Origin of the sequence: Vibrio sp. R-1 (assembly GCF_035615595.1) — a bacterium.
Lineage (GTDB): Bacteria > Pseudomonadota > Gammaproteobacteria > Enterobacterales > Vibrionaceae > Vibrio > Vibrio cholerae.
Genome location: NZ_WPDC01000033.1, coordinates 1 through 17,582, shown reverse-complemented (window position 1 = coordinate 17,582; position 17,582 = coordinate 1). Strand labels below are relative to the sequence as shown.

At 47.3% G+C, this 17,582-nt stretch carries 17 protein-coding genes; 7 read left to right on the top strand and 10 right to left on the bottom strand.

Features of this window, described 5'->3' with window-relative positions; translation table 11 throughout:
* Window positions 1–208: 208 nt before the first annotated feature.
* From malE to malG, 3 genes are all read left to right on the top strand, one after another.
* On the top strand, window positions 209–1,390 hold the full coding sequence (gene malE / locus GOU96_RS09250) for a maltose/maltodextrin ABC transporter substrate-binding protein MalE (protein ID WP_000786217.1): 1,182 nt from the start codon (window positions 209–211) through the stop codon (window positions 1,388–1,390).
* Window positions 1,391–1,464: 74 nt separating this feature from the next.
* Entirely contained in the window at window positions 1,465–3,039 is a 1,575-nt protein-coding gene (gene malF / locus GOU96_RS09245) for a maltose ABC transporter permease MalF (RefSeq protein ID WP_001882759.1), read from the top strand.
* 11 nt (window positions 3,040–3,050) lie between these two features.
* Complete coding sequence (gene malG / locus GOU96_RS09240) at window positions 3,051–3,941, top strand: maltose ABC transporter permease MalG (RefSeq protein ID WP_001252027.1); 891 nt, start codon at window positions 3,051–3,053, stop codon at window positions 3,939–3,941.
* A gap of 322 nt (window positions 3,942–4,263) precedes the next feature.
* Here the strand turns inward: malG and GOU96_RS09235 are convergent, their stop codons facing one another.
* The 5 genes from GOU96_RS09235 to GOU96_RS09215 all read right to left on the bottom strand — a co-directional run bounded on the left by GOU96_RS09235 (window position 4,264) and on the right by GOU96_RS09215 (window position 8,174).
* Complete coding sequence (locus GOU96_RS09235) at window positions 4,264–4,515, bottom strand: hypothetical protein (protein WP_001018760.1); 252 nt, start codon at window positions 4,513–4,515, stop codon at window positions 4,264–4,266.
* A 110-nt stretch (window positions 4,516–4,625) separates the two neighbouring features.
* Window positions 4,626–5,114: an acyl-CoA thioesterase gene (locus GOU96_RS09230; RefSeq protein WP_000094384.1), complete on the bottom strand. Its 489-nt coding sequence runs from the start codon at window positions 5,112–5,114 to the stop codon at window positions 4,626–4,628.
* 163 nt (window positions 5,115–5,277) lie between these two features.
* Complete coding sequence (locus GOU96_RS09225; protein WP_000648858.1) at window positions 5,278–6,039, bottom strand: DeoR/GlpR family transcriptional regulator; 762 nt, start codon at window positions 6,037–6,039, stop codon at window positions 5,278–5,280.
* Between the two features lie 151 nt (window positions 6,040–6,190).
* Window positions 6,191–7,117: a sensor domain-containing diguanylate cyclase gene (locus GOU96_RS09220; protein WP_042989636.1), complete on the bottom strand. Its 927-nt coding sequence runs from the start codon at window positions 7,115–7,117 to the stop codon at window positions 6,191–6,193.
* A gap of 157 nt (window positions 7,118–7,274) precedes the next feature.
* Entirely contained in the window at window positions 7,275–8,174 is a 900-nt protein-coding gene (locus GOU96_RS09215) for a DMT family transporter (RefSeq protein ID WP_000639733.1), read from the bottom strand.
* Window positions 8,175–8,273: 99 nt separating this feature from the next.
* Here GOU96_RS09215 and GOU96_RS09210 point away from each other — a divergent pair, with 99 nt between their 5' ends.
* Window positions 8,274–9,065, top strand: coding sequence for an AraC family transcriptional regulator (locus GOU96_RS09210; protein ID WP_267781028.1), 792 nt, complete (start codon window positions 8,274–8,276; stop codon window positions 9,063–9,065).
* Here GOU96_RS09210 and GOU96_RS09205 read toward each other — a convergent pair.
* The 3 genes from GOU96_RS09205 to cspE all read right to left on the bottom strand — a co-directional run bounded on the left by GOU96_RS09205 (window position 9,054) and on the right by cspE (window position 11,341).
* Entirely contained in the window at window positions 9,054–9,989 is a 936-nt protein-coding gene (locus tag GOU96_RS09205; RefSeq protein WP_267781062.1) for a M14 family metallopeptidase, read from the bottom strand. The genes GOU96_RS09210 and GOU96_RS09205 overlap by 12 nt on opposite strands.
* Before the next feature lie 214 nt (window positions 9,990–10,203).
* Window positions 10,204–10,476, bottom strand: a complete 273-nt coding sequence (locus tag GOU96_RS09200; protein ID WP_000024171.1) for a hypothetical protein — start codon at window positions 10,474–10,476, stop codon at window positions 10,204–10,206.
* A gap of 652 nt (window positions 10,477–11,128) precedes the next feature.
* The gene (gene cspE, locus GOU96_RS09195; RefSeq protein ID WP_000105005.1) at window positions 11,129–11,341 is read right to left on the bottom strand and encodes a transcription antiterminator/RNA stability regulator CspE; all 213 of its coding nucleotides are present in this window, start codon (window positions 11,339–11,341) and stop codon (window positions 11,129–11,131) included.
* 348 nt (window positions 11,342–11,689) lie between these two features.
* Between cspE and GOU96_RS09190 the strand changes: the two genes are divergently transcribed.
* Window positions 11,690–13,078: a 3'3'-cGAMP-specific phosphodiesterase gene (locus GOU96_RS09190; protein ID WP_114719531.1), complete on the top strand. Its 1,389-nt coding sequence runs from the start codon at window positions 11,690–11,692 to the stop codon at window positions 13,076–13,078.
* Here GOU96_RS09190 and GOU96_RS09185 read toward each other — a convergent pair.
* The gene (locus GOU96_RS09185) at window positions 13,065–14,039 is read right to left on the bottom strand and encodes a GGDEF domain-containing protein (RefSeq protein ID WP_000378108.1); all 975 of its coding nucleotides are present in this window, start codon (window positions 14,037–14,039) and stop codon (window positions 13,065–13,067) included. The two genes, GOU96_RS09190 and GOU96_RS09185, sit on opposite strands and share 14 nt — an antisense overlap.
* 141 nt (window positions 14,040–14,180) lie before the next feature.
* Between GOU96_RS09185 and GOU96_RS09180 the strand changes: the two genes are divergently transcribed.
* Both GOU96_RS09180 and rlmC read left to right on the top strand, forming a co-directional pair.
* Window positions 14,181–15,116: a DUF808 domain-containing protein gene (locus tag GOU96_RS09180; protein ID WP_095490232.1), complete on the top strand. Its 936-nt coding sequence runs from the start codon at window positions 14,181–14,183 to the stop codon at window positions 15,114–15,116.
* 113 nt (window positions 15,117–15,229) lie between these two features.
* Complete coding sequence (rlmC, locus tag GOU96_RS09175; protein WP_267781023.1) at window positions 15,230–16,363, top strand: 23S rRNA (uracil(747)-C(5))-methyltransferase RlmC; 1,134 nt, start codon at window positions 15,230–15,232, stop codon at window positions 16,361–16,363.
* Between the two features lie 49 nt (window positions 16,364–16,412).
* Here rlmC and pyrC read toward each other — a convergent pair whose 3' ends face one another.
* Window positions 16,413–17,441: a dihydroorotase gene (pyrC, locus tag GOU96_RS09170; RefSeq protein WP_071179943.1), complete on the bottom strand. Its 1,029-nt coding sequence runs from the start codon at window positions 17,439–17,441 to the stop codon at window positions 16,413–16,415.
* Between the last annotated feature and the right edge of the window lie 141 nt (window positions 17,442–17,582).

Here is a 17,582-nt window from a genome sequence, read left to right as displayed (position 1 = left end):
TGGATAAGTTGAGTAGGATCACATCAATCCTGTTTTTTGTGATTTGGCTCGCTCACATCAAACGATAGAGATCACGAAAATACGCCATAATATCGAGGGCGTAGGGGTTAGGAGGATGAGTTAAACGCGTTTTTTTCTGATCATAAATGGCGAAATACGGCAAAACCTCTTGGTGAGCCCTACAACACAAAAAGAAAAGGATATGAACATGAAAAATGCCCTAAGCACAGTCGCGCTGAGCACTCTGGTGGCTCTTGGTTCGTTTGGTGCCCATGCTGCTATTGAAGAAGGACAACTCACTATTTGGATCAATGGTGATAAAGGCTATAACGGTTTGGCGGAAGTCGGTAAGAAGTTTGAAGCCGACACCGGAATCAAAGTTACTGTCGCTCATCCTGATGCGCTACAAGATAAATTCCCACAAACCGCAGCAACAGGTGATGGTCCTGACATTGTGTTTTGGGCTCACGACCGTTTTGGCGGTTATGCGGAAGCTGGCCTATTAGTCGAAATCAAACCTTCTGCAAAAATTCAAGAAGGCATCGTAGATTTCGCATGGGATGCAGTGAAATACAACGGCAAAATCATTGGTTATCCAATTGCGGTGGAATCGTTATCACTGATTTATAACAAAGACCTTGTCCCTAACCCACCGAAAAGCTGGGAAGAAGTCGCTGAGCTGGATGCCAAACTGAAGAAAGAAGGCAAATCGGCCATCATGTGGAACCTGAAAGAGCCTTACTTCACTTGGCCTTTGATGGCGGCTGATGGCGGTTACGCATTCAAATACGGTGTTGATGGCTATGATGTGAAAGACGCAGGTATCAACAATAAAGGCGTAAAAGACGCGATGAACTTCGTGAAAGGCCTTGTGGATAAAGGCGTGATCTCTCCAGATATGGATTACTCAGTGTCTGAGTCTGCCTTTAACCAAGGTAATACCGCGATGACCATCAACGGTCCATGGTCTTGGGGCAACATCGAGAAATCAGGCATCAACTACGGTGTGACCACTTTGCCTAAATTTAACGGCCAAGCGTCGAAACCTTTTGTTGGCGTTCTCACCGCTGGTATCAGCACCGCTTCTCCAAATAAAGATCTGGCGGTGGAATTCATCGAAAACTATCTGTTGACCAACGATGGTCTGCGCATGGTAAACAACGATAAACCACTAGGTGCGGTTGCGCTGAACTCTTTCCAACGTGAACTGGATGCGGATGCGCGCATTGCGGCGACCATGGATAACGCCATGAACGGCGAAATTATGCCTAACATTCCACAAATGAACGCGTTTTGGAGCTCTGCGAAAAACGCCATCATCAACATCGTTGATGGTCGTCAAACCGTGGATGCCGCTCTGGCTGATGCTGAAAAGCAGATGACGAAATAATCCATCGTCACACCTTGGAGGGGGTAACTTTCCCCCTCCACATTTCTTGGTAACAACACGCTAGCAGGTTCTTTATGCAGTCAGTTCAAGGTACACAGGCTATGTCCGATCCAACTGCGGTACGTCCAGCCGACAAACGTGCGTTTTTAAAATGGGCAGTACTTGGCGCGGTAGGTATCGTGAATGGCTACGCAACCATTCTTATGTATTCTCGTGGGGAGGTGGCGTTTGCATTGCTGACCCTGATCCTTACCACATTAGCGCTGTATATCTTCGGAAGTCGTAAAACGTACGCGCACCGTTACATTTATCCCGGCATTGCAGGGATGATCCTCTTTATTCTGTTTCCACTGGCTTACACCGTTGGTCTTGCTTTTACAAACTACAGCGCGAAAAACCAACTCACTCTTGAACGCGCACAGTCAGTGTTGATGGATCAAACTTTCCAAAGTGGTGAAAGTTATGCTTTCCAACTTTATAAAACCGAGCAAGGCTACCGCTTATTGATTGAGGACGGAGATGAGCGTTTGGCGACCGCGCCTTTTTCGCTCAGTGGTAACGTACCGACCGATCTTAATCTTGAAGTGATTGGCGGCATTGACGGTGAAGTAGAGCCGATTAAAACCATCATCGGGTATCGCACCGAATTGAGTGGCATCGATCTGCATTTCCCTGATGGTGAAGACATTCGAATGAGTGGCCTGCGCAAATTTGCTGCGGTGAAACCACTCTATACCTTGCAGGATGATGGTGAAACACTCACCAACAATCAATCCGGTCAGGTGTTGCGCCCCAATATGGAGATTGGTTTTTATCAACCTATCAATGAGAGCGGCGAATTTGTCGGTGAGCGAGTCTCACCAGGATTTGTGGTGTCGATTGGTACCCATAACTTTGAGCGAGTATGGAAAGACGAAGGCATCAAAGAGCCGTTTATCAATATCTTTATCTGGACGGTCATCTTTTCAGTACTGACGGTGATTTTCACCCTGATGATTGGCCTTGTATTAGCCAGCGTAGTGCAGTGGGAAGCGTTGAAAGGTCGTGCGGTTTATCGTGTACTGCTGATCTTGCCTTACGCCGTTCCTGCCTTTATCTCGATTTTGATTTTCCGTGGTCTTTTCAACCAGAGTTTTGGTGAGATCAACATGGTGCTCAACGGTTTGTTTGGCCTCAGTCCCGCTTGGTTCTCGGATCCGCTGTTGGCGAAAACCATGGTGCTGATCGTCAATACTTGGCTGGGCTTTCCTTACATGATGATTTTATGTATGGGCCTACTGAAAGCGATTCCCGATGATCTGTATGAAGCATCAGCGATTGATGGGGCAAATTTCATTCATAACTTCACCAAAATCACTCTGCCGATGATGATCAAACCGCTGACGCCGTTGCTGATTGCCAGCTTTGCTTTTAACTTCAACAACTTCGTAATGATTCAACTCTTGACGCAAGGTGGGCCAAACCGGATCGGCACTTCTGAGCCTGCGGGTTACACCGACCTCTTGGTGAGTTACACCTACCGCATTGCGTTTGAAGGTACAGGTGGTCAGGACTTTGGTTTGGCGAGTGCGATTGCGACGCTGATCTTCTTGCTGGTGGGCGCGTTAGCGCTGCTCAACCTGCGCTTTACTAAGCTGAGCCAACAATAAGGAGCATTCATATGGCTATGGTACAAGGCAAATCTCTCAAGTATCGCGTGTGGGCAACCCACGCGGCACTGTGGGTGTTCTTAGCGTTGATTATTTTCCCGCTGCTGATGATTGTCGCGATCTCATTTCGTGAAGGTAACTTCGCAACCGGCAGCTTGATCCCGGATCGCCCCTCATTGGAACACTGGAAGCTGGCACTCGGTATTGCGGTACAGAATGCTGATGGTTCAGTCACTCCACCGCCATTCCCGGTGATGACATGGTTGTGGAATTCGGTAAAAGTGGCGGGCATTACATCGGTATTGATTGTGGCGCTTTCTACTACTTCGGCTTACGCCTTTGCACGTATGCGTTTTAAAGGCAAAGAAACCATCTTAAAAGCGATGATGATTTTCCAAATGTTCCCTGCGGTATTGGCCTTGGTCGCATTGTATGCTCTGTTTGATAAGCTTGGGCAGTACATTCCCTTCTTGGGCTTAAACACGCACGGCGGTTTGATTTTCTCTTACCTCGGCGGGATTGCGCTGCACGTTTGGACTATTAAGGGGTACTTTGAAACCATCGATCGCTCACTGGAAGAAGCGGCGGCCTTGGATGGTGCGACACCATGGCAAGCGTTCAGATTAGTGCTACTTCCATTGTCTGTGCCTATACTTGCAGTAGTATTCATTTTGTCATTTATTGGTGTGGTGGGCGAAGTTCCGGTGGCGTCACTGCTGCTTTCTGATGTAAACTCGTACACGCTTGCGGTTGGTATGCAGCAGTATCTTTACCCTCAAAACTATCTGTGGGGTGATTTTGCGGCCGCTGCGGTGCTCTCAGCACTCCCAATCACTATCGTATTTTTACTTGCACAGCGTTGGCTTGTCGGAGGACTTACCGCTGGCGGTGTGAAAGGATAATAACGATAAGGGCGACGTAAAGTCGCCCATTTTGTCTCTTCTTAACATTAATTGGTTTGGCCGCCGACAAGTTAAGAAGCTTCAATTCTGGCGTTACGCATAGCTGGCTGTTAGCTCTATTCCTTACTAGTTCACGACTAACAGTTTTTGTAACCAAAACCTGAGCTTAGCTCGGGTTTTTTTATGCCTGAAGCCGTGACAGCCCACTGTGCGAAAACGGTTGCCAGTATAAGCACAACACATTTTCTCAACAGTGAAACAAGAACAGGATGCGAGTCAGATCGAATATTGATTTGTAACTGGTTTAGAGGGTGCAGAAAAATTAGAACTCACGGCTGGAAGGTGCGCAACTTAAGTATTGCAGCAGTAAATACAAGCTCTCTTCATGCATGGCGACCCGACGGAAAAGGTCTGCAAATGTCTCGTCTCCGCCAAAACAGGTTTGGATGTAATGGTTGATCGCTTCAGGCTGATAACCTTGCACGTACAATGTTCTTACCCATTGATATTCGACCGCTTTGGGGTTAGTTAGGGTCGTCTCGGTGAGGGTGATTTTATCTAGGGTAATCGCCATAACAGAAGCGTGAAATCCATGTGCCAAAGATGGGCATGGATTAAAACAAAGCTTGATGACAATTCGATGACAAGCGCTCCATCCCAGTGGTTGGAGCGCAGAATAGCCCCTTAATTTTTCAAATATTTTACGTGCGCTTCCATCTCTTCACCGATTTCGGTGCGCATGTTCATTAAACGAATCGCCGAAGCGCGTAATTCCTGATCTTCCTGAGTTTGCGGAATCCATTCGGGCACAGGAGACGGTTTGCCCGCCTCATCCACCGCGACCATAATCACAATGCAATGAGTCGTGAGATGATTTTTCAGGAACTTAGGATCGCTCGCCTGCACATCAATCGCGATGTGCATGGAGGTTTTTCCGGTGTAAATCACCTTGGCATTCACTTCAACCAAGTTACCGACATGAATTGGAGCGACAAAGCGAATGCCACCAGCATAAGCCGTGATGCAATATTTACCACTCCAAGCCGCAGCACAAGCATACGCCGCAAGGTCAATCCATTTCATTACTGCGCCACCATGCACTTTGCCACCAAAATTGACATCTCCCGGCTCGGCCAGAAAACGTAATGTGATCTCTCGTTTGCCACTGCTCATCGGCTTATCCTTCATTTTCGTTTTGAGCGTTTTGCTCAAATAAGTATAGAGTTAATAACAACAAATTTTTTACACACAGGCAATCATTTGTGCATTTTGTGCATGCAACAAAAAAGGCGCGTTAGCGCCTTTTCTTGGTATTGATGAGCGGTTGTCTAGCGAATTACACCACCTGAATCGTGACTTCATTCTCTTTGGCGAACGCTTCAATCTCTTTCGGTGGCGTTTGGTCAGTAATGATCAAATCGACATCGGCCAATGTGCCGAGTTTGACCATCGCGTTGCGGCCAAATTTACTGTGGTCGACCGCGAGGAAGACACTGCGGCTATTTTCGATAATCGCGCGTTTTACGCGCACTTCATGGTAGTCGAAATCAAGCAGAGAGCCGTCATAATCGATGCCACTGATCCCCAAAATGCCAAAATCCAAACGAAATTGGGAAATAAAATCCAATGTGGCTTCGCCTGTTACGCCGCCGTCTTTATTACGGACTTCTCCCCCCGCCAAAATGATGCTGAAATCAGGCTTACTCATTAGCATAGTGGCGACGTTTAAGTTGTTGGTCACCACACGCAGTTGATGATGATTAACCATTAAAGCGCGAGCGATGGCTTCTGGCGTAGTGCCAATATCAATAAACAGTGTGGCACCGTCAGGAATGTGCTGAACCAAGGCCATGGCGACTTTCTCTTTTTCATTTTGGTAAGAAACTTGCCGCGTGTGATAAGAGGAGTTCTCCGAACTGGTGGCAATCGTTGCGCCGCCATGGTTGCGCCGCAATTTATTGGCTTCGGCCAATTCGTTGAGATCTCGCCGTATGGTTTGTGGGCTAACATCAAATCGCTCAACCAGCTCTTCCGTACTCACAAAACCTTGGGCTTGAACCAATTCAATGATTTCTTGATGGCGCTTTACTGCTTTCACCGGGAATATCCTTATGGTTTAAATTGCTTTCAGTGTACGGAGTCAGTGCCTGATTTCAAATCTTGGTTTGCGTTTTCTTACGTTTTCTTTTCGTTTTTAATCATTTTTCACAAAAACGAAAAGAAATAGGATAAGAGAGGCTAGGTGAAGCTTATTCTGTGGATTGGCGATAGATACAGCAACGGTTACGACCATTACGCTTGGCTTTATACAGCGCTTGATCGGAGCGTCGATAAATATCGGCAATGTCATGATCACCATGATGCAAGCTGGAAACCCCCGCACAGAGGTAGATGTGCTCGTTTTGTTCAAAGAACGGATGCTCTGCAAAACGTTGGCGGATCTGTTCAGCCAAATGAAAAGCAGTCTCTACGTGCGTATTTTCCAAAACGATGATGAACTCTTCACCTCCCACACGACCACAAAAATGATGGTCAGAGATGACGCTCTGAAATAGTTTGGCGAGAAAACACAGGACTTCATCACCTTTATCGTGACCAAATTGGTCATTGATCAGTTTGAAATTATCAATATCGATAGAGATGCAACTTAACGGCTGTCTTAAACGTTTTGCGCGAGCGAAGGCGGCGCGAAAATCGGCCCACAATTTACGCCGATTACACAGCTGAGTTAAAGAATCGGTATTGGCGAGCTGATATAGCTGCTCACGTAGTTCCACGATATCGGTGATATCGGTTGAAACTCCAATCAGCCCAATCACTTCGCCTGTCACTCGGTGCAAGATAGGGTGTTTGACTGCGCGATAAATCCGAACCAAACCATTGGATTTGGCGATGGCTCGTTCTTCATGGATAACCGAGAGACGAGTTTCAAACACCTGTTGATCGGCCGCCAAAATATCATTGAGTTGATCATCATGAAAAAAATCGTGATCGGTCTTGCCAAGCAACGATTGTGCATTCGTTTCAAACAACTTTAGAGTCAGAGGGTTAGCATAGAGATACTCGCCGCGGCGATTTTTGACGAAGACATAGACTCCCAGTTCGTTCAACACGAGTTCGTGTAAGGAGAACTGTTGGTTATCAAAAAGCTCTTCAATTCTATTAAGTTCTATCATAGGCTCACCTCTCACTGCCTGACACAGCCAATTTTTCATCGGTTGCTTCGGGCTTGGGGAACCTAGCCAATCGTTATTTTTAAACGCCTCGCGGCGTGTTTTTTCTTCTCTAAAGATAGCGTGAAGAGAACCATTTTGCGCGTGAAAATACTCGCTTTTATACCTGCGTCACTTTTTCGACACCGTCATCGTTTCGACGTTGAATTTTCAATTGTGACAGCGCGACACCGCTGATGACTAATAGGCCACCAATCAAATGGTAGGGATGAACTTTTTCGCCCAATAAAGTGGCGGCCAAAGAAACAGAAAAAACGGGTAGCAGGTTCATGAACATGGCGGTGGAGTCTGCGCCAATCGCATCAATGGCTTTTACCCACATCCAAGGTGCTAATAGGGAAGCAGCAATGCCAGCATAAGCGATCAGAGAGAGTGAACCTTCGGTCGGTAATAGCGTATCGCTGGTTAGCCATAAAGGGATCAGCATGAATACGGCGCATACCCCTTGCAGATAAATTAAAGTCCAGTTGCTAAACGGCATTTTCCAGCGTTTCAAAAGCACGCAGTACAAGGCGTACACCAATGCTGCCATCACCATTAAGGCATCCCCTTCGGTCACGCTTTGATGGAGGAAAAACAGCGGATTTCCTTCTCCGAGCATGTAGGCAAGCCCGCTCAGCGACAGTACGCCCCCCACCACGCTAAGGGCTGAGATGGGTTTGTTAAGTAACGGCAAGCTAATGAAAACACTCATTAAAGGAACAAAAGAAGTGATGAGTGACATATTGGTCGCCGTGGTGGTGAGCCCCGCGTAGTAGCCGAGGGATTGGTTAAGCACCATGCCGAGTAAAGCCAAAAATGCGAGTTTACTCAAGTGGCGTTTCACCGTTGACCATTGGCGGATAGCGCTAGGTAGACAGAAAGGAGTGAGGATCGCCATAGCCAATAGCCAGCGATAGAAGCTCATCGCACTAGGTTCGATGGTCGAGGCCGCGAGTTTATTGACAATCGAGTTGCCACCCCAAATCAGCACAGTAAAAAATGGCAGAAGATAGATCATGTGCGCCTCGTCGCAATTTGTTCCTTGGGTTATAGTGTGGCAGGTCTTTATAATTACAACTATCTCTAAAAAGACATTGCGAGCGATAGGAAGACAAGATTGAAAAAACGCACTCGACACTTGCATCCCTCATTATCTATCGAGCATCCACCTTCGGATGTTTTTATGAATTTTGAAGCGTTTCTGTCCAATACAGAAACTCGTGAGCACAGCCACCCTTGGGGGCAAGTACAGCTCATTTCTGGCGGAATTTTGGAGATGGAAGCGGAAGATACGCGCTTTTTGGCTCCGCCCCATTTGGCGATTTGGGTTCCTGCGGGGATTCGTCATCGAAGCTACAACCGCAAGCCCATCGAATACTGTTCACTGAATATTGCTTCGCAACTGACCACGGCATTTCCCGCTAAAACCAGTTTAATTAAGGTGACATCGATTGTTTCGGCGATCATTGATGACTTTCGAGAGCGAAACATCAATGTGGCGCAGAGCAGTGAAGATAAGCGCTTAGTGCAAGTGTTGCTCGATCAACTGGCCACTCGTGAAACTCAGCACCATTTTCTTCCTTCAACCAATTATAAATATTTAGCACCGATTTTGGCTTTTGTGGAAGAGAACCCCACTGATAACACAACCTTGCAGCAGTGGGCGGAAAAAGTGCATACCACGGAGCGAACACTGGCGCGCCATTGTCAGGCTGAACTGGGGATGAGCTTTACCGAATGGCGGCTGCGGGTGCGCTATCTCTATTCGATGGAATTGTTACGTCAAGGACATGCGGTGAAAGAGGTGGCGTTAACCTTGGGCTATAACCAAGCCAGCCCGTTTATCACCATGTTCAAAAAGTACTCCGGGTTAACCCCGGAGCAGTATAAAAGCCGATTACTCGCCTAGCAGACTCTGCTCATTGGCAAGCACATAATCAAGTGCACCGATGATGGCTGCGACTTGCGCGTCATTGCAGAGTTGCGCGGTGACTTTAGGGCTATCTGGATAGACTTCGGTGGTTGTGCTGTAAGTACAAGCAGTCATGCCGCCGCACAAGCCGAGTTCTCTCATCGGATAGAGGATGACACCCTCAGCGACAACAGGTGAACCAATGATTTCATGGTTTTCATCCGCTGGCGCGATATGTGTTACGCGGCGTACCGAATCAATCACCGCTTGTTGGAAAGCCAATTGCGGATTTTCCGTATCACCTACCGTGTAAAAGCCATCGGGGATCGAGCCTTCGAGATAGGCTTTACCATCGCGCGCCGCCAAGGCAGGACGAAACTCAGATTCATCTGTATCGGTGGTTTCATGCAGATCAATATGCAGCAAAATCGGCCCGTGCTCTACCACCATCGCCATCAATAGAGCCGCTTCTTCTGCAGGACTATCCTGAACGAAAGAGCGGTTAGGATCGACAGCATTTGGGTTCCAGCGATTGATGGTTTCATAGCCCCAAGGGCTGACACAGGGCGCGGCAAGCAGATTAAAGTGAGCCAAATAAGGCTCTGCGGCTGTCGCTAAAAATTGCAGCGCACCGTGTACACCACTGGTTTCGTAACCATGTACCCCGCCTGTGATCAATACGGTCGGCTTGTTAGCATCCCAGTGGCGGCTTTTCACTACATACAGCGGGTAGCGTGTTGGGTCATAAGAGAGCGCGCCATAAGTACTCACGTCGAATAGGCTGTTCAAGGCCAGAATCTTGGGCACTACTTCTTGTTGATATTCGCGTTGAATATGGCGTTGTTCTCGCCAAGCTTGGCGCTCTGAAGCTTGCCAAGGCTGACCGGGAGTGCCAATCGGGTAGGGGGATGAGGCAGACATCATTTCTCTCGATTTAGATTGAAGATGAAAAAAGAGTAAAGGCTCTCACCTGCAGGCGCAATAGGAATGTCATTCGCTTTGAATGGGGTGGCGATGAATGTGCGTGATTACCATGATTGAAAAATCACGACTGAAAAAGACCTCCAATCGGAGGTCTTTCAACATGAAAATGAGTGGGTGACAGAAAACAGCCCTGTCCCACAGTGGGTTTGGTTTAATAATCCAAACGCTGAATATGCGTAATGCCGACTTTTCCTTCCAAGTCTTTAAACATGTGAACCATGGCTGGGTAAGGTTGAGAGCCGGGGTAAACCATCTCGGCATTGCAGAAAAAGGCGTAGTTGCAGCCAGCAACCACTTGTGTTGCTACCGCAACAGGCTTATAGCTTACGCCTACAAAGCCTTCGATGCCGCTTGCAAATGCTGCTTTATCTTCATTGGAGAGCTCATGGAACAGTCCCCAGCCACCTAACATTGTATTCGCCATTTTGATTTTCCTTATGGTTTGCTCGGATTGAGCAATATGAGTGTAGTTGAGTATTTGAAAAATGCAGTTTTTAATGCGACACAACGAGACTCTGAGGTATCAACAGGCTTGATCTAAGGGGAGTAGGTGAGCGTAGCCGGGGAAAGAGTAATAGAATAATGGATCAATAGCGTAGGGAACGATTTTGCCCAATCAGAGTACTTAATCAATATTCAGAGAGAGTGGATGTCTAAATGTTTAATAAAAGGAATACACGGGCAACGCGTTAATGAATATTAAAATGGCCCAATTCGATACCCGAATCAGATAATATTTTTCCTGATTGCTCTATTTCGCAAAAATCAAAATAAATAGGGTAATGATTAGAGTTTATTCGGGGCAGGATATGGCGCTGTAGAATGTCACTATTTAATTGATGAATTTTAGATGACCAGCGGAGATTATTTTTCAGAAGATGGAAGTGGATTTTTATCATGAATTAAAATTTCTTTTTGGTGAGATTTCTCTCGTAATAATTGATACCAGTGTCGCTGGCGAGATGTTCTGCGAGACATGAATTCCTCGATGTAATACAGATAAATGCTAATGAAGGAGTGGTAAATAATGAGCGGGGAGCAAAGCGTGGCGCTGGGAGCACCACGCAGAATTTGGCTTACAGTGCGACTACGTTAGACGCTTGAGGGCCTTTCTTACCTTGTTCAACGATAAAGCTAACACGTTGACCTTCAGCTAAGGTTTTGAAACCTTCTGACTGAATAGAATTAAAGTGAACAAACACATCGTTGCCACCGTTGTCTTGAGTAAGAAAACCGAAACCTTTAGTTTCGTTGAACCATTTTACAGAACCAGTCATTTTAGTAGACATAGAGACCTCTAGAGATAATTTTTACAATAATTTATTAGGGCTTAAAACAAAAGCTATTATATGGATTATAAAGGAGAAGCTATCACAGAGGTTGAACGAAGGGTATCGAAAAAAGACTGAGGTAAAACTTTAACTTAATTTTCATTAATAGCTCATTTGCTTGAGCTGCGAGTGAGTATACACGGAAAAAGAGTTCTGACTAGGATTATTTTCAATCTAAGCCAATTATTTTATTTTCTGGGGAATCTTATGCTGCGCAAAAAGCGCATGCTCACCATAAAACTCATGGCAGCTCAGGCCGACTCTGTCTACACTCGATACATAGAAAATGGTAAATGAACCCAAATAATGAGTGTTGCACAAAATACCTTCCCTCTTTCAGAATTAATGATTTCGCTAACGACAGCGCTCGACATGACAGAAGGTCAGCCGCCTGAACACTGCATTCGTTGTTGCTGGATCGGTATGCATATTGGTATGCAGCTTGAGCTGAGTGAGCCTGAACTGCACGACCTGTTTTTTACTCTGCTACTGAAAGATGCGGGTTGCAGCAGCAATGCAGCACGAATTTGTGAGCTGTATGCGACCGATGATCTGACTTTCAAACGACGTTACAAAACGGTAGGCACCAGTCTTTCCAGTGTCATTAACTTTATTGTGAAAAACACAGGATCAGAGCAAAGCTGGACGGAGCGCATTTTAACGACCATAGATATTTTGAAAAATGGCAATGACTATGCTCAAGAGCTGATCCAGACGCGTTGTACCCGTGGTGCGGATGTCGCCCGAGAATTGCGTTTTAGTGAAGCTGTCGCACAAGGTATCCATTCACTGGATGAGCATTGGAACGGTCAAGGGCGACCCGAACAGCGAAAAGGTGAAGCGATTCCGCTTTTCTCACGTATTGCGTTGTTAGCTCAGGTATTTGATGTTTTTCAAATGGAGCACAGCATCGAAGAAGCCCTGCAAGAGATTATGGCACGCAGCGGTGTGTGGTTTGATCCCAAACTGGTTGAGGTTGTTGAGCAGCTTGTTGAAAATCCTCGTTTTTTATCCGGACTGAAAGCCACCGATATCAGTCAGCGGGTCATGAATTTACCTCCCGCTCAGGCCCATTTACCTTTGGATGATGCTTACTTGGAATGCATAGTGACGGCTTTTGGTAAAATTGTGGACGCGAAAAGCCCGTATACCGCTGGTCATAGCGAGCGTGTTGCTGTGTATACCGATTTGATTGCAAGGCAATTGATGATCTCTGATGCGGATCGCATTTGGCTGAGGCGTGCGGCACTGCTGCATGACATTGGTAAGCTTGGTGTCAGTAATGCCATTTTGGATAAACCAGGTAAGTTAGACGAAGCAGAATGGCGAGCGGTTCAAGCTCATGCCGCGTATACGGAGCAAATTCTGTACAAGCTATCTCCTTTTAAAACATTGGCGCGCATGGCCGGCGCGCACCATGAAAAATTAGACGGTACGGGTTACCCTCGGGGTGTCAACGGCGATGAAATCAGTTTGATGACTCGCATAATCACAACGGCCGATATTTTCGATGCCCTCAGTGCTGAGCGTCCCTATCGCGCGGCTATGCCTATTGATAAAGCGCTCGCCATTATGGAGGAGAACCTCCATACCGCGATTGATCCAGAATGTTTTGCCGCTTTGAAAAAGGCATTAAATCTGTTACCCGATGAGTACACTCGCTCCAGACCTGCTGAGTGGCTTAAAAAGAAGTAGATGATTTGGGACGACATTTTTTCTGCTCGTACATCACTTTATCGGCTTGTGAAAGAAGCTGTTCAAGACAGATATCAACCTCGGATGTGGAGACAATGCCGTAACAAAATGATAACCGATAGGGTTTCGAAGCTGCGTCGTTATATTTCTCTAAAGCCTCTTGAAAGCGATGAACCACTTGGTGAGCGACAGATTGTGATGTTCCCGACATAAAAACGGCAAATTCATCTCCGCCCAAACGGGCAAATACATCGGACTCACGGAAGCAATGCCGCATCGTATTAGCGAAAGCTTGTAATGCGATATCGCCTTCTTGATGCCCATATTCATCGTTTATGATCTTGAAATAATTGAGGTCGAAATAGGCGATAGAATAAGACAGCCCACTCATTTGGCAGTACATCATACTTTTGTGAGCCATCAGCATGAAACCCCGCCGATTTGAGATTTGAGTTAAGTCATCCAGTGATGCGGTATGACTAGAAGCTAATTCCCGTTCCGCCATTTTGGCGAGATCGTAGAAATCCAGCAATTCATCTTGGGTTAGCTGACGAGGTTTAGTATCAATAATGCATAAGGTGCCCAGTGCCAAACTGTCTTCGTATAGCAAGGGAACACCAGCATAAAAGCGAATGTTCGGAGCATCCGTCACCAGTGGATTGTCGGCAAAACGTGGATCCTGACTCGCATCTTCGATAACAAACACTTTTTTCCCTAGAATGGCATGTCCACAGAAAGAAATGTCACGTGACGTTTCAGAGACGTTCAGGCCGTAACAAGACTTGAACCATTGTCTGTTCTCATCCACAAGGCTTATCAACGCAATAGGAACGTTAAAAAGGCGTCTGGCAAGACGAGTAATTCGATCAAAACGTTCTTCGGCTGCAGTATCTAATATCGCCAATGTATTGAGATGTCTTAATCGTTGAACCTCATTGTCTGGTTTTTCTGGAGAATCCATGTTCAGAGCCTTATCTTGTTGATAATTCCAACTATAGCAAAAGGCTTGATGATTCGTAGCCGATAGGAAGCAGTTTTTCATTTCTCATCGATTAGTGTTACATTTTGTGACGCTTCTACCAATCAAATAGAGAGAATTTCCATGGCAGGCGCAAGCTTACTGACCTTGCTTGATGATATTGCGACGGTGTTGGATGATGTGGCATTGATGTCCAAAATGGCCGCAAAAAAGACGGCGGGTGTATTGGGGGATGACTTAGCGCTCAATGCGCAGCAAGTCTCTGGTGTCGCGGCAGAGCGTGAAATTCCGGTGGTATGGGCGGTCGCCAAAGGCTCGTTTCGCAATAAGCTCATTTTGGTTCCGGCAGCACTTATTATTAGCTCGATTGCTCCTTGGTTGATCATGCCTCTACTGTTGATCGGCGGTCTGTTTCTCTGTTTTGAAGGCGCAGAGAAGATCCTCGAAAAATGGTTGCATCCAGAACCCAGACAGAATGCTGAACAGCGTGCTGCTGCGATAGTCAATGAAGGTTTAGAAACGGAAAGTTTGGCGACAGAAAGCTTAGCCGAGTATGAAAAGCGTAAAATTGGTGGCGCGATCCGCACCGATTTTATTCTGTCGGCAGAAATCATTGTGATAGCTCTCGGGACCGTGCAGGGGCACTCGATGCTCACACAAATTCTGGTGGTTAGCTTGATTGCGGTCATCATGACGATCGGCGTGTACGGCCTAGTGGCTGGCATAGTGAAGTTGGATGACTTAGGTTTTTACCTGCAACGCCAATCCAAAGGCCAAGGACTCAAAGCCAGTTTGGGCGGCGTGCTAGTGCGTTTTGCTCCCAAATTGATGAAAGGGCTGACGGTCGTTGGAACTGCGGCGATGTTTTTAGTCGGCGGTGGGATTGTGGTACATAACGTGCCTGCGGTACATCATATTCTTGAACCGATGCTTAATGTCGTCCATGCATGGCCAGTGGTCGGGACACTGATGCCACCCCTGATGAATGGTGTGATTGGCGTAGTGGCTGGCAGCCTCTTAGTAGCGGTAATGGAAGTGTGGCACAAAGTTCGCGGTTAATTCTCCTTCTGACTTGTTGTCTACAACATGAAGTAGGGTATCCGTAAAATTCTCGTTGTTATTTTTGGGAAGGCAAATAAACTAGCGGCTTTTGTTTTTCGGCGGTCGATATTATGCAGTGTGAGTTCTTTATTCAAAAACGGTGTACCTCTTGCCACCTATGTGCGCAGCCGTATTCCGAGCAGGTTACGAATAAAGATCAGCAGTTGCGTGAGTTGATTGCGCCAGCCACGGATGTGCAGTGGTTACCCCCTGTCACCAGTGCTGACACCGCGTTTCGCAATAAAGCCAAAATGGTGGTGCTCGGTGCGGCTCACGCGCCGATTTTAGGCATTGAAGATGCGCAAGGTCAGCCTTTGTCGCTAGTGACTTGTCCGCTTTATCCGCAGCCGATGCAAGAGCTGCTCGCTTATCTGGAAAATTGGATCCGCATTGCGGGTATTCCGCCCTATAACAAGCTGAAGAAAAAAGGTGAGCTGAAGTTTATTCTGCTCACCCGCAGTGAAAACAGCGGCCAATTTATGCTGCGTTTTGTGGCGCGCAGCCATTCGGTGCTTGAGCGAATTGAACGTAATTTGCCAACATTGATCGCGGCTTTCCCGACGATCGAAGTCATTTCGGTCAATATCCAGCCAGTGCATATGGCGCGTTTAGAAGGCGAAGAGGAAATTTTCCTCACCGAAACGCAAAGCCTGCTTGAACAGTTCAACGATGTGCCTATGGTGATCCGCCCGAAAAGCTTTTTCCAAACCAACCCCAAAGTGGCTGAGCAGCTATACGCGACCGCACGTGCTTGGGTGCGCGAGATTGCGCCAACGCAAATGTGGGATCTGTTTTGTGGCGTTGGTGGCTTTGCGCTACATTGCGCCGCGCCAAACACTGCTGTGACGGGCATTGAAATTGAACCAGAAGCGATTGCCAGTGCGCAACGTTCGGCGCAAATGATGGGGATTGATAATCTCAGCTTTGCAGCGCTCGATTCGGCCAAGTTTTCACAAAGCCAGATGAGTGCGCCAGAGTTAGTGTTGGTCAACCCTCCACGTCGTGGTTTGGGCTGCGAACTGACTGCGCAGTTGGAAGCGCTCGCGCCAAAACACATTCTTTATTCCAGCTGTAACCCGCAAACTATGGTCAAAGATATCGCTGAGCTTTCCAGTTACCAAATGATTCGCGTGCAGTGGTTTGATATGTTCCCCCATACGGATCACGCTGAAGTGCTGACCTTGTTGGTCAGAAAAGACCACTAAAAATGAAAAAGGAGAGGCGAACCTCTCCTTTCGTACATCTGAACTGAGTTTACTTCACTGTCCACTCGATGTTTTCACCGGCGCGGATTGGCACCACGATATCGCTGCCAAACGGCATGTTTTCCGCGACTGGCCAGGCTTGTTTGGTGAGCGTGACGGTCTCTTGATTGCGAGGTAGGCCGTAGAAATCAGGGCCATTAAAGCTAGCGAACGCTTCCAGATTTTCGAGCTTACCTTCTTTTTCAAACACTTCGGCATACAGCTCAAGAGCCGCATGGGCGGTGTAAGAACCTGCGCAGCCACAAGCGGCTTCTTTTCGGCCTTTGGCGTGCGGGGCAGAGTCCGTGCCGAGGAAGAATTTCTTGCTGCCAGAGGTTGCCGCTGCCACTAACGCGTGTTGGTGAGTCGCACGCTTTAGGATTGGCAAACAGTAGAAATGTGGGCGAATGCCGCCAACCAGCATGTGGTTGCGGTTAAACAGCAAATGGTGCGCGGTAATGGTAGCGGCAACGTTTTCATTGGCTTGGCGAACAAAGTTCACTGCTTCTGCGGTGGTGATGTGTTCCAGCACGATCTTGAGCTGCGGGAAATCGGCCACGATCGGCGCTAATACAGTGTCGAGAAACACTTTTTCTCGGTCAAAAATATCGATCTCATGAGTGGTCACTTCACCATGCACCAGAAGTAGCATACCGACTTCCTGCATCGCCTGTAGTACGGAATAAATTTTTTTCGCTGACGTGACACCAGAATCCGAGTTGGTGGTCGCACCCGCTGGGTAAAGCTTAGCTGCAACGACTTTACCTGACGCTTTGGCTTTGCGAATTTCCTCCGGTGAAGTGTTATCGGTGAGGTAAAGTGCCATCAAAGGTTCAAAGTGCGGCTCTGGCTGAGCAGCCATAATGCGCTCACGATAGGCTAAGGCCATCTCAGTGGTGGTTACAGGGGGAACCGTGTTAGGCATGATCAGCGCGCGGCCGTTATAACGGCTGATGTCGCGTACCGTATCGGCCAGTACATCGCCATCGCGAAGGTGAACGTGCCAGTCGTCTGGGCGTGTAATCGTCAGTGTTGTCATTGAGTGCTCCCACCATGAATGCATGAAATGATTGGAGCCTAAAGCGTCGCGCAAACGCTTCCGCTTAGGCGACAGGATGATAGTGGAAAGCGTAATCCATTTCACGTGTTATTTGTCTTGGTCTATTTTGCCCTTGGTATA